Raw genomic sequence first — 12,390 nt, 5'->3', positions numbered from 1 at the left:
TCAATATATGGGCTGACCAGCTCTACTCGGTCACTGCCGCCAACGCGTCCGCCGTGCCGAAGCCGTAGAAGCCGTTGTAGTTCCTCGCCCCCTCGCACACCGCGTCGACCTTGCCGTCACCGTTGATGTCGTACGGGTCCGTGCACGGTGTGGCGTCGGCCTCCGCGTACAGCAGCGCCTTGACCAGGGAGGCCGGGGCGTGCGGATGGGTTGACTTGATCAATGCGGCGACACCCACGACATGCGGTGTCGCCATCGACGTACCGGCCATGTAGCCCCACTTGCCACCCGGCAGCGGGCCCAGGATGAGACCGCTGGTCGCCGGGGGCTCCGGCTTCTGGTAGGCGGTCGAGTCGCCGCCGGGTGCGGCGATGTCGATCACACCGAGGCCGTAGTTGGAGAAGGACGACTTCAGGCCCTTCGCGCCCGTCGCCGCGACCGTCACCACACCCGGCAGCTGGGTCGGTATGTCGTAGCAGGTGTGCGGGTCGATCACGCGGTCCGACGGGGTGCCGTCGTTCGGGGAGACCGGGTCGGTGATCGAGTCGGATGCGAGGTCGTAGTTCTCGTTTCCGGCCGCGGCGACGTTGACCGTGCCCTTCTTCTCCGCGTACCGCGAGGCCCGCGTGATCGCGTCGACCAGCGCCTTCTGGTCCGGGTCGGTGGTGCAGTTGAAGTACCACGGGTCGGTGTAATAGCTGTTGTTGGTCACGTCGACGTGGTGCTCGGCCGCCCACACGAAGCCGCAGACCACGGCCTCGGTGTAGAAGTACCCGTTCGGGTTGGCGACCTTGATGCCGGCCACCTTGACGCCCGGCGCCACGCCCGTGATGCCGACGCCGTTCTTCGCACCCGCGATCTCACCGGCCACGTGCGTGCCGTGCGGGCTCTCCGACGCGCTCGGCCGCCAGGCGCCGTCGGTCGTGTCGGGCTTGCCGGACACGCAGTTGGCGGAGGCCGCCCGGTCGAAGTTGGGCGCGATGTCCGGGTGGGTGTCGTCCACGCCGGTGTCGATGACCGCGACCGTGACGTCCGGGCTGCCCAGCGTCTTCTCGTGCGCCTTGTCCGCCTTGATGGCCGGCAGGTCCCACTGCAGCGGCTCCAGCGGGTCCTGGCCCGCCGCCGCCTCGGCGCCGGCCTCGGCGACCTGCTGGGCGCCGAGCACCTTCGGTGTGCCGACGTCGGTGGTGGACTGGGCGGGTAGCGGCGCGTTGCGCGTGGCACCGGCCGAGTCCACCCCGCGCACCGTGCGGATCTCTTTCGCGAAGTCCGGGTTGGCGGAGTGGACGACGATCACACCGATCTGGTCGTACGCGATCACCACCGAGCCGCCGGCCCGGGTGATCGCCTGCTGCACGTGCGCCGAGACACCGTTCCCGGGGCGGACGTTGACGACATAGCTGAGCATGGGCCCGTCGGCGGTGGCCGCCGGGGTGTTGTCCGCCGCGGACGCGGTGACGTTCGGCAGGAACGCCAGGGCCGTGGCCAGGGCCATCCCGGCCGGGATCGCGAGGGCGCGGCGCAAGCGCGGCTTGGGCGCTGTCATGAGTCAGTTCTCTCCAGTTCGTTCGCGGTACGAGCCTGCCGTGCGGGAAGTCCGCGCGGGCAGCGGCGACTTGAGCGGCTACTCGACTGCGCGCAGCGCGTCGACGACGCCGAAGCCGTAGAAGCCGTTGACGCGCTCGCCGCCGACGCAGGTCGCGTCCACGACACCGTCACCGTTGCCGTCGTAGGGCTCGCTCGGGCAGCCCGGGTTGTCCGCCTCGGCCTTCAGCAGGGCCTGCAGCTGGGCCGGAGTGGCGTCCGGATGGGCCGACTTCAGCAGCGCGGCCACCGCGGCCACGTGCGGGGAGGCCATCGAGGTGCCCTGGAGGAAGCCGTACTGGTCGTTCGGCAGGGTGGACAGGATGCGGCCGTTCTTCGACGGCGTGTCCGGGATCTGGTACTTGTCGCCGCCCGGCCCCGCCACGTCGATCACACCCTGGCCGTAGCTGGAGTAGTACGACTTGGCGCCCTTCACGCCCACCGCGCTCACCGTCACCACACCGGGCAGCTGGGTCGGCACGTCGAAGCACTCGTGCGGGTCGACCGTGCGGGTCGTGGCCGTCGAGTCGTCGGGGCTGGAGTCGTCCACGAGCGCGTGCGAGTCGAGATCGTCGTTGGAGTTGCCCGCGGAGGCCACGTTGAGCGTGCCCTTGCCCTGTGCGTACAGCTGGGCCCTGTTGACCGCGTCGACGATGGCACGTTGATCCGGATCGTCCACGCAGTTGTACAGCCACGGATCAACGTAGTAGCTGTTGTTGGTGACCTGGATGCCGTGGTCGGCGGCGAACACGAAGGCGCAGACCACGCTCTCCGGGTAGAACAGCTGCGTCGAGTCCGGCTGGGCCACCGTGATGCTCGCGACCTTCACGCCCGGCGCCACACCGGCCACACCTATGCCGTTGCGGGCCGCGGCTATCTCACCGGCCACATGGGTGCCGTGGTAGTGGTCGGCGTCCGCCGGGCGCCACGCGCCGTACGTCGTGTCCGCCTTGCCGCTCACGCAGTTCGCCGACTGGGCGGCGGAGAAGTTCGGGGCGATGTCCGGGTGGGTGTCGTCCACGCCCGTGTCGATGACACCGACGGTCACGCCGCTGCTGCCCGGGTTGATCCGCGCGGCCCGGTCGGCGCCGATCGCCCGCAGGTCCCACTGGTCCGCCTCGAGCGGTTCCTCGCCCGGGGCCGCGGCCTGGGTGAGCTTCGCGGCCTCCGCCTTCGACAGGACCTGTACCGCGCCCTCGTCGGTCGTCCCCGCCGCGCTCAGCGGCGCGGTACGCGTGGCGCCCGCCGAGTCCACCCCGCGCACCGCGCGCATCCGCGCGGCGAAGTCCGGGTTCGAGGAGTGGGCGACAATCACGCCGATCTTGTCGTAACTGGCCACGACCGAGCCGCCGTTGCGCAGGATCTCCCGCTGCACGGACTCGATCGTGCGGTGATCCGCGCGGGTGTTGACCACATACGCGAGGTTCGGTCCGTCGTCCGCCACCTGCGCCGCCCTGGCCGCGTCGGGCGCCGCGGAGGCCGCCGTCGGCAGAAAACCGAGCGAGGCGGTCAGCGACAGCACGACGGGCACGGCGAGCGCGAGCCGGCGTCTGGAACGCAGATGAACCATGGGATCTCCACATCATCCGGGTACGAAACCGCCCGAGACACAGGTGGTGCTCGGGCAGGTACATGGCGGGTGGTGCAGGCAGAAGCTATCTCCATGGCTCACCGATCAGCAATGAGTTGGCAATGGCTCAACAAGACCGCTTGCGAAACAACTCATAGGACTTGAACCGGTTCTCGCGTGCCGCCGTGGACCTTGGCAGGGGGCGCCAGCACGATCAAGCTCCCCGTTCGTCATTGCTTCCGCAACGCGAGGAGACCCCGTGGCCACCGAGACACCGCCCCCCGCCACACCGGGGGCCCCACTTCCCTCCACCGAGGAGTTCGCCGAGGTGCAGCAGAGCGCGGAGTTCGGCGAACTGCGCCGCGCCCACCGCTCGTTCGCCTTCCCGCTGGCCGTCGCCTTCACCGCCTGGTACCTGCTGTACGTGCTGCTCTCCAACTACGCGGACGGCTTCATGGGCACCAAGGTGGCCGGCAACGTCAACGTGGCCCTCGTCCTGGGCCTCGCCCAGTTCCTCACCACCTTCCTCATCGCCTGGTGGTACGCACGGCACGCCGCCGCCAAGCTCGACCCCAAGGCGGAGGCCATCAAGTCCCGGATGGAGGGCGGCGCATGAGCCCCGCGATCACACTGGCCGCCGGAGAGGCGAGCCAGCACCGTACGCTGATCATCACCCTGTTCGCGGTGTTCGTCGCCGCAACCCTCGTCATCACCGTCTGGGCGGGCCGCCAGACCAGGAGCGCCGCCGACTTCTACGCCGGCGGACGCCAGTTCACCGGCTTCCAGAACGGCCTCGCCGTCTCCGGCGACTACATGTCCGCCGCGTCCTTCCTCGGCATCGCCGGCGCCATCGCCCTGTTCGGCTACGACGGCTTCCTGTACTCCATCGGCTTCCTCGTCGCCTGGCTGGTCGCCCTGCTCCTGGTCGCCGAACCCCTGCGCAACTCCGGCCGGTACACCATGGGCGACGTCCTGGCCTACCGCATGCGCCAGCGCCCGGTCCGCACGGCCGCCGGCACCTCCACCATCGTCGTCTCGATCTTCTACCTGCTGGCACAGATGGCGGGCGCCGGCGTCCTCGTCTCGCTCCTGCTCGGCATCACCAGCGACGGCGGCAAGATCGGCATCGTCGCCCTGGTCGGCCTCCTGATGATCGTCTACGTCACCATCGGCGGCATGAAGGGCACCACCTGGGTCCAGATGGTCAAGGCGGTGCTGCTGATCGCCGGAGCCGTGCTGCTGACCTTCCTGGTCCTGCTGAAGTTCCACTTCAACATCTCCGACCTGCTCGGCAAGGCCGCCGACAACAGCGGCAAGGGCTCGGCGTTCCTGGAGCCCGGCCTGAAGTACGGCGCCACCGGCACCACCAAGCTGGACTTCATCTCGCTCGGCCTCGCCCTGGTCCTCGGCACCGCGGGCCTGCCGCACATCCTGATCCGCTTCTACACGGTTCCGACCGCAAAGGCCGCCCGTAAGTCGGTCATCTGGGCGATCGGCCTGATCGGCGCCTTCTACCTGATGACCCTCGCCCTCGGCTTCGGCGCCGCCGCGCTGATCAAGCCGGACGAGATCATCGCCTCCAACAAGGCCGGCAACACCGCGGCACCCCTCCTGGCGCTGCATCTGGGCGGTGTCGACTCGAACTGGGGCGCGATCCTGCTCGCCACCATCTCGGCCGTCGCCTTCGCGACGATCCTGGCGGTCGTCGCGGGCCTCACCCTGGCCTCGTCGTCCTCCTTCGCCCACGACATCTACGCCAACGTCATCAAGAAGGGGCAGGCCACCGAGAAGCAGGAGGTCGGCGCGGCCCGCTGGGCGACCGTCGGCATCGGCGCGGTCTCGATCGTCCTCGGCGCCCTGGCCCGGGACCTGAACGTGGCCGGCCTGGTCGCCCTCGCCTTCGCGGTCGCGGCCTCCGCCAACCTGCCGACCATCCTCTACAGCCTGTTCTGGAAGCGGTTCACCACCTCGGGCGCCCTGTGGTCGATCTACGGCGGCCTGGTCACCGCGGTCGGCCTGGTGCTCTTCTCCCCGGTGGTCTCCGGCAGCCCGGCCTCGATGTTCCCCGGCGTCGACTTCCACTGGTTCCCGCTGGAGAACCCCGGCATCATCTCCATCCCGGTCGGGTTCCTGCTCGGCGTCGTGGGCACCCTGCTGTCCAAGGAGGTCCCGGACGCCGGCAAGTACGCCGAACTGGAGGTGCGGTCCCTGACCGGTACCGGAGCGCACTGACGTTCGTACGGCGGCCGCGTCGTGACGGGACTGTAGGGTCCTACGACGCGGCCGTGTCGTACCTCGTCGGATCGGGCCGCTGTCGTTGTCAGTGGTGTCACGTACGCTCACAGGTGACGGGAAATGAGTGATCCGGGATCGAGGGAGGGGGCCCACGTGCTCATCGACACCTACGGCCGGGTGGCCACCGACCTGAGGGTCTCGCTGACCGACCGCTGCAATCTGCGCTGCACGTACTGCATGCCCGAGGAGGGCCTGCAGTGGCTGGCCAAGCCCGATCTGCTCACCGACGACGAGATCGTCCGGCTCGTCGACATCGCCGTGCGCATGCTCGGCGTCGAGGAGGTCCGCTTCACCGGCGGCGAGCCCCTGCTGCGCCCCGGCCTGGTCGGCATCGTCGAGCGCGTCGCGGCCCTCACCCCCCGCCCGCAGACCTCCCTCACCACCAACGGCATCGGCCTCAAGCGCACCGCGACCGCGCTGAAGGCCGCCGGCCTGGACCGGGTCAACGTCTCCCTGGACACCCTCCGCCCCGACGTGTTCAAGACCCTCACCCGCCGCGACCGCCACAAGGACGTCCTCGAAGGTCTTGAGGCCGCCCGCGAGGCCGGCCTGACCCCCGTCAAGGTCAACTCGGTCCTGATGCCGGGGCTGAACGACGACGAGGCCCCCGACCTGCTGGCCTGGGCCGTGGAGCACGACTACGAACTGCGGTTCATCGAGCAGATGCCGCTCGACGCCCAGCACGGCTGGAAGCGCGAGGGCATGGTCACCGCCGGGGACATCCTGGCCTCCCTGCGTACCCGCTTCGACCTCACCCCCGAGGGCGCCGACGCGCGCGGCTCGGCCCCGGCGGAGCGCTGGCTGGTGAACGGCGGCCCGCACCGGGTCGGCGTCATCGCCTCGGTCACCCGGCCCTTCTGCGCGGCCTGCGACCGCACCCGCCTGACGGCCGACGGCCAGATACGCACCTGTCTCTTCGCGACGGAGGAGACGGACCTGCGCGCGGCGCTCCGCAGCGACGCCCCCGACGAGGAGATCGCCCGCATCTGGAAGCTGGCGATGTGGGGGAAGAAGGCCGGAGCGGGACTGGACGACCCGTCGTTCGTGCAGCCGGACCGACCGATGTCGGCGATCGGCGGTTAGCTCCCCTCGGGATCCCGCCAGTCGGCGAACTTCACGACGTCCTTCAAGAAGCCCCGCACACCGAGGAACTGCGACAGATGCTCGCGATGCTCCTCGCACGCGAGCCAGGTCTTGCGCCGCTCCGGCGTGTGGATCTTCGGGTTGTTCCACGCCAGCACCCATACGGCAGCGGCATGGCAGCCCTTGGCGGAGCAGATCGGGGTCTCGTCACTCACAGGTTCGTCTCGGGTTCGTCGTACAGAAAGGGCCCGAACGAGGCGACGCCGAGCAGCCACGGGGGGAGCTGCCCGGCGTCGGTCTGTCGCTCCGACGGGGGATGCGGAGCGCGTACGCAGTATGTCACGGCTACCCCGTCGCCCGGCACTGGAACAGCACGATTGATCTGAGCTTTTCTTGAGCTTGACGGGCGGCGTTATTCCGCTTCCCGCCCGGTCCCTCGGTCACGCGGGTCCGGGCCGCTCACCAGGCGCCCCCGTCGGATGAGCCGCCGCATCCTCCGGGGCGGACTCCGCCTGCGCCTCCTCCGCGCGCGGCGGCGTGATCATCGGCCGCACCGGCGCGGTGATGAACGTCGAGGGAAGGGACGGCGGCCGCTCCCGGCCGGCGTTCGCGATCACCACGGCGATATAGGGGAGCAGCGCTCCGGCGACGAGCGCCACGACGGCGACGTACCGCTCCACGTTCCACAGGGAGACCGCGAGGATCACCGACACCGTGCGGATCGTCATCGAGATGACGTACCTGCGCTGCCGGCCCCGTACGTCCTCGGCGAGTCCCGTCCGGGCTCCGGTGATCCGGAACACCTGGACGTTGCCGCCGTGCTGTTTCCGCATCACATTCCCCATCCGCCCGTATCGGCTCCCGACCCTTCACGTTACGCCGCGGCTGCGCCGCCCACGAGACCGGGTCGCCCACTGCCTGCGGAAACGCCACCGGCTCTGCCGCGCACGGGTGAACCCGACATGCGCCGTACGGCCCACCGACCCACACTGGCCCTAATGCTCACGTCGAGCCGTACAAGGAGGCAGCCATGGGCTGGTTGTGGGCGATCATCGTGGGATTCGTGCTGGGCCTGATAGCCAAGGCGATCATCCCGGGCAAGCAGCACAGCCCCCTTTGGCTGACCACCATCGGCGGCATGCTCGGCGCCATCGTGGGCAACGCGGTCGCCCGCGCCGTCGGCGTCGCCGCCACCCGCGGCATCGACTGGACCCGGCACGTCTTCCAGCTGGTGGCCGCGATCATCATCGTCGCAGCCGTGGACGCCCTCTACATGGCGACGCTGGGCAAGCGGAAGCAGGAGAGGGTCCGGGCTTGAGGACCCGCTGAGCGAGGGCGCCCCGAAAGGGGCGCGGGGAACTGTGCGAGAAACCACGACGAAAGCCGCGGTCGCCAGTCCACCCGCACCCCCACGGCGCTCAGGTGCCCACGACCTCCACCGCGGCAAGGTTCTTCTTCCCGCGCCGCAGCACCAGCCACCGCCCGTCCAGCAGGTCCTCGGACGAGGGCACCTCGTCCTCGGCGGCGACCTTCACGTTGTTCACGTAGGCCCCGCCCTCCTTCACCGTCCGCCGCGCGGCGGACTTGCTGGCGACGAGTCCGACCTCGGCGAACAGGTCGACCACCGGACCGAGCTCGGCGACCTTGATGTGCGGCACCTCGGACAGCGCCGCCGCCAGCGTCCGACCGTCCAGCTCCGACAGCTCACCCTGCCCGAACAGGGCGCGCGACGCGGCGATCACCGCGGCGGTCTGGTCGGCGCCGTGCACCAGCGTGGTCAGCTCCTCGGCGAGCGCCCGCTGCGCGGCCCGGGCCTGCGGCCGCTCCTGCGTCTGCTGCTCCAGCTCCTCCAGCTCCTCGCGGGACTTGAAGGACAGGATGCGCATGTACGTGGAGATGTCCCGGTCGTCCACGTTCAGCCAGAACTGGTAGAACGCGTACGGCGTCGTCATCTCGGGGTCGAGCCAGACCGCGCCGCCCTCGGTCTTGCCGAACTTGGTGCCGTCGGCCTTGGTCATCAGCGGGGTCGCCAGCGCGTGCACCTCGGCGCCGGGCTCCAGCCGGTGGATCAGGTCCAGGCCGGCCGTGAGGTTGCCCCACTGGTCGCTGCCGCCCTGCTGGAGGGTGCAGCCGTACCGCCGGTAGAGCTGCAGGAAGTCCATGCCCTGCAGGATCTGGTAGCTGAACTCGGTGTAGCTGATGCCCTGGTCGGACTCCAGGCGGCGGGCCACGGAGTCCTTCGTCAGCATCTTGTTGACGCGGAAGTGCTTGCCGATGTCCCGCAGGAACTCGATCGCGGAGAGGCCCGCGGTCCAGTCGAGGTTGTTCACCATGACCGCCGCGTTCTCGCCCTCGAAGTCCAGGAACGGCTCGATCTGGGCGCGCAGCTTGCCGACCCAGCCGGCCACCGTCTCCGGGTCGTTCAGCGTGCGCTCCGCCGTCGGGCGCGGGTCGCCGATCAGCCCGGTCGCGCCGCCGACCAGCGCCAGCGGCCGGTGCCCGGCCTGCTGGAGCCGGCGCACGGTGAGCACCTGCACCAGGTGCCCGACGTGCAGTGACGGCGCGGTCGGGTCGAAACCGCAATAGAACGTGACGGGACCGTCCGCGAGCGCCTTGCGCAAAGCGTCCTCGTCGGTGGACAGGGCGAACAGCCCACGCCACTTCAGCTCGTCGACGATGTCCGTCACGGTTCTCGTGTCTCCTCGATGATCTTCGGGCAGTCGGGTGACACCCGACCACGAACGCCTACGAGGTTATACGCCCTGACTGACAGAGCTCATGTTGAAATCCGGGATCCGCAGCGCGGGCATCGCGGCCCGGGTGAACCAGTCGCTCCACTCGCGCGGCAGCGTCTTCTCCGTACGGCCCGCCTCCGTGGCCCGCCGCAGCAGGTCCACCGGCGACTCGTTGAACCGGAAGTTGTTCACCTGCCCCGTCACCTCGCCGTTCTCCACGAGGTAGACGCCGTCCCGGGTCAGACCGGTGAGCAGCAGCGTGGCCGGGTCGACCTCGCGGATGTACCACAGGCAGGTCAGCAGCAGCCCGCGCTCGGTGCCCGCGACCATGTCCTGGAGCGAGCGGTCGTTCCCGCCGTCCAGGATCAGGTTCCCGAGCACCGGGGCGACTGGCAGCCCGGTCAGGCCCGCGCTGTGCCGGGTGGTCGTCAGGTGCTTGAGCACACCCTCGCCGATCCACTCCGTCGTGTGGGTCGGCAGCCCGTTGTCGAACACGGACTGGTCCCCGCCGGAGGAGTGGGCGACCACGAAGGGTGGGCACTCCAGGCCCGGCTCGTTCGGGTCGCTGCGCAGGGTCAGCGGCAGCTCGGCGAGCCTCTCGCCCACGCGCGTGCCGCCGCCCGGCCTGGAGAAGACCGTCCGGCCCTCGGCCGCGTCCCGGCCCGACGCCGACCACAGCTGGTAGATCAGCAGGTCCGCGACGGCCGTGGGCGGCAGCAGCGTCTCGTAGCGGCCGGCGGGCAGCTCCACGCGCCGCTCGGCCCAGCCGAGCCGCACGGCCAGCTCTGCGTCCAGCGCGCCGGGGTCGATGTCCTTGAAGTCCCGCGTGGAGTGGCCGGCCCAGGCCGAGCGCGTCCGGTCGGGCGACTTGGCGTTCAGCTCCAGCGTCCCGGTGGGCTGGTCGTGCCTGAGGCGCAGCCCGGTGGACGTGCCCAGGTACGTCGACACCAGCTCGTGGTTGGCGAAGCCGTACAGCTCACGGCCGCCCGCACGCGCGCGTGCGAAGGCCTCGCCGAGCGCCGGGGCGAAGTCGGCGAACACCGCGGAGGAGGTCTCGGCGGGCGCGTCCGTGAAGTCCGGAGACTGCGGTACCCCGCCGACCAGCGGCTGCGCGTCCTCGGCGGGTCCCGCACCGCGCGCGGCGGTCTCGGCGGCCCGCACCAGCGGCTCCAGCTCCTGAGCGGTGACCGCCGAGCGCGACACGACACCCGAGGCGGTGCCCTCCTTGCCGTCCACGGTCGCGATCACGGTGAGCGTACGGCCGCGCGTCACGCCGTTCGTGGTCAGCGCGTTGCCCGCCCAGCGCAGGTTGGCGGTGGAGTGCTCGTCGGCGATGACGACACAGCCGTCGGCCCGGCACAGCGCGAGCGCCTGCTCGACGATCTCGTGCGGCTTGTTCGTACGGGCGCTCATCGACCGGCCTCCTGCGTGGTGTTCAGAATGTTGACGCCCTTGAAGAGGGCGGACGGGCACCCGTGCGACACGGCGGCCACCTGCCCCGGCTGGGCCTTGCCGCAGTTGAAGGCGCCGCCGAGGACGTAGGTCTGCGGACCGCCCACGGCGGCCATCGAACCCCAGAAGTCCGTCGTGTTCGCCTGGTACGCCACATCCTTCAGCTGCCCGGTGATCCGGCCGTTCTCGATCTTGAAGAAGCGCTGCCCGGTGAACTGGAAGTTGTACCGCTGCATGTCGATCGACCAGGACCGGTCGCCGACCACGTAGATGCCCCGGTCGACACTCCCGATCAGGCCCTCGGTGGACAGCCCCGCCGGGTCCGGCTGCAGCGAGACGTTGGCCATGCGCTGAACCGGCACATGCGCGGGGGAGTCGGCGAACGCGCACCCGTTGGAACGGTCGAACCCGGTGAGCCGGGCGATCCGCCGGTCCAGCTGGTAGCCGACCAGCGTGCCGTCCCTCACCAGGTCCCAGGACTGCGCCTCGACGCCCTCGTCGTCGTATCCGACGGTCGCGAGGCCGTGCTCGGCGGTGCGGTCGCCGGTGACGTTCATCAGCTCCGAGCCGTACCGCAGCTTGCCCAGCTGGTCGAAGGTGGCGAAGGAGGTGCCGGCGTAGGCGGCCTCGTAGCCGAGGGCCCGGTCCAGCTCCGTCGCGTGCCCGATGGACTCGTGGATGGTCAGCCACAGGTTGGACGGGTCGACCACCAGGTCGTACAGGCCCGGCTCCACGCTCGGCGCCCGCATCTTCTCGGCGAGCAGCTCCGGGATCCGCTCCAGCTCCTCGTCCCAGTCCCAGCCGGTGCCGGTGAGGTACTCCCAGCCCCGCCCGACCGGCGGCGCGAGGGTCCGCATCGAGTCGAACTCACCGCTGGACTCGTCGACCGACACGGCCGTCAGCTGCGGATGCAGCCGTACCCGCTGCTGGGTCGTCACGGTCCCGGCGGTGTCGGCGTAGAACTTGTTCTCGTGCACGGTGAGCAGCGAGGCGTCCACGTGGTTGACGCCGTTCGCGCCCAGCAGCCGTGTGCTCCAGTCCGCGAGCAGCGCGGCCTTCTCCTCGTCCGGCACGGAGAACGGGTCGATCTCGTACGACGACACCCACGTGCGGTCCGCGTACACCGGCTCGCCGGCCAGCTCCACCCGCTCGTCCGACCCGGCTGCCTTGATGACCTGCGCGGACAGCTTGGCCATGGCCACCGCCTGGGAGGCGACCTTGGCGGCCGCGTCCATGGTCAGGTCCACGCCGGAGGCGAAGCCCCATGTACCGCCGTGCACGACCCGCACCGCGTACCCGAGGTCGGTGGTGTCCGACGATCCGGCGGGTTTGGCGTCCCGCAGCCGCCAGGACGCGCTGCGCACCCGCTCGAACCGGAAGTCCGCGTGCTCGGCCCCGAGCGCACGCGCGCGAGCCAGAGCGGCGTCGGCGAGGGACCTTAGCGGAAGCGCCGTGAAGGCTTCGTCGATGGAATGAGGCACGGAGGTCTCCCTGCTGTCGTGGCCTGTCGGATCCGATCATGTCGTGGGAGCGGCCCGGCGGACCACACGTTTCGCGCCTGGACGGCGGCGGTTCTGTAGGGATCCGACAGTGACTCCCGCCCGCCACTGTCGGTGCCCGATTGCCCGCGGACCCGGCCGTACCGATAGGTTTCCGATGAAGCCGCCTGTC

The 12,390-nt window shown here is 70.2% G+C and carries 11 protein-coding genes; 4 read left to right on the top strand and 7 right to left on the bottom strand.

The genetic code is table 11. The annotated features are described in order from the left end of the window. Positions 1 to 22: 22 nt before the first annotated feature. Both ACIBJF_RS02575 and ACIBJF_RS02570 read right to left on the bottom strand, forming a co-directional pair. Positions 23 to 1,546 (bottom strand): S8 family peptidase, encoded by a 1,524-nt coding sequence (locus ACIBJF_RS02575; protein ID WP_399171820.1) that lies wholly within the window; start codon positions 1,544 to 1,546, stop codon positions 23 to 25. A 78-nt stretch (positions 1,547 to 1,624) separates the two neighbouring features. Further along, positions 1,625 to 3,154 (bottom strand): S8 family peptidase, encoded by a 1,530-nt coding sequence (locus ACIBJF_RS02570; RefSeq protein WP_399171819.1) that lies wholly within the window; start codon positions 3,152 to 3,154, stop codon positions 1,625 to 1,627. Positions 3,155 to 3,413: 259 nt separating this feature from the next. On the opposite strand from ACIBJF_RS02570, the gene ACIBJF_RS02565 reads away from it, so the two are divergent. The 3 genes from ACIBJF_RS02565 (at position 3,414) to moaA (ending at position 6,532) form a co-directional block, all read left to right on the top strand. Beyond that, a complete protein-coding gene (locus tag ACIBJF_RS02565; protein WP_351801036.1) occupies positions 3,414 to 3,770 on the top strand; it encodes a DUF485 domain-containing protein in 357 nt (118 codons plus the stop codon). Further along, positions 3,767 to 5,386, top strand: coding sequence for a cation acetate symporter (locus ACIBJF_RS02560; protein ID WP_399171817.1), 1,620 nt, complete (start codon positions 3,767 to 3,769; stop codon positions 5,384 to 5,386). The genes ACIBJF_RS02565 and ACIBJF_RS02560 overlap by 4 nt, the downstream gene beginning before the upstream one ends. A gap of 156 nt (positions 5,387 to 5,542) precedes the next feature. Continuing rightward, entirely contained in the window at positions 5,543 to 6,532 is a 990-nt protein-coding gene (gene moaA, locus ACIBJF_RS02555) for a GTP 3',8-cyclase MoaA (RefSeq protein ID WP_399171816.1), read from the top strand. Here the strand turns inward: moaA and ACIBJF_RS02550 are convergent. Further along, positions 6,529 to 6,747 carry a hypothetical protein gene (locus ACIBJF_RS02550; protein WP_351801042.1) on the bottom strand — a complete coding sequence of 73 codons (219 nt, stop codon included), beginning with the start codon at positions 6,745 to 6,747 and terminating at the stop codon, positions 6,529 to 6,531. The two genes, moaA and ACIBJF_RS02550, sit on opposite strands and share 4 nt — an antisense overlap. Before the next feature lie 225 nt (positions 6,748 to 6,972). Beyond that, the gene (locus ACIBJF_RS02545) at positions 6,973 to 7,365 is read right to left on the bottom strand and encodes a DUF3099 domain-containing protein (RefSeq protein ID WP_351801044.1); all 393 of its coding nucleotides are present in this window, start codon (positions 7,363 to 7,365) and stop codon (positions 6,973 to 6,975) included. Positions 7,366 to 7,562: 197 nt separating this feature from the next. Here ACIBJF_RS02545 and ACIBJF_RS02540 point away from each other — a divergent pair, with 197 nt between their 5' ends. Continuing rightward, on the top strand, positions 7,563 to 7,850 hold the full coding sequence (locus ACIBJF_RS02540; RefSeq protein ID WP_399171815.1) for a GlsB/YeaQ/YmgE family stress response membrane protein: 288 nt from the start codon (positions 7,563 to 7,565) through the stop codon (positions 7,848 to 7,850). A gap of 100 nt (positions 7,851 to 7,950) precedes the next feature. Here ACIBJF_RS02540 and tyrS read toward each other — a convergent pair whose 3' ends face one another. From tyrS to ACIBJF_RS02525, 3 genes are all read right to left on the bottom strand, one after another. Then, positions 7,951 to 9,219, bottom strand: coding sequence for a tyrosine--tRNA ligase (gene tyrS / locus ACIBJF_RS02535; protein ID WP_399171814.1), 1,269 nt, complete (start codon positions 9,217 to 9,219; stop codon positions 7,951 to 7,953). A gap of 66 nt (positions 9,220 to 9,285) precedes the next feature. Then, the gene (locus ACIBJF_RS02530) at positions 9,286 to 10,680 is read right to left on the bottom strand and encodes a metallopeptidase TldD-related protein (RefSeq protein WP_399171813.1); all 1,395 of its coding nucleotides are present in this window, start codon (positions 10,678 to 10,680) and stop codon (positions 9,286 to 9,288) included. Further along, complete coding sequence (locus tag ACIBJF_RS02525) at positions 10,677 to 12,200, bottom strand: TldD/PmbA family protein (protein ID WP_399171812.1); 1,524 nt, start codon at positions 12,198 to 12,200, stop codon at positions 10,677 to 10,679. Before ACIBJF_RS02525 ends, ACIBJF_RS02530 begins: the two co-directional genes overlap by 4 nt. Positions 12,201 to 12,390 lie beyond the last annotated feature (190 nt).

It is taken from the genome of Streptomyces sp. NPDC050743 (assembly GCF_044456925.1).
Classification (GTDB): Bacteria; Actinomycetota; Actinomycetes; order Streptomycetales; family Streptomycetaceae; genus Streptomyces.
This window is presented reverse-complemented; position numbering and strand designations above follow the sequence as displayed.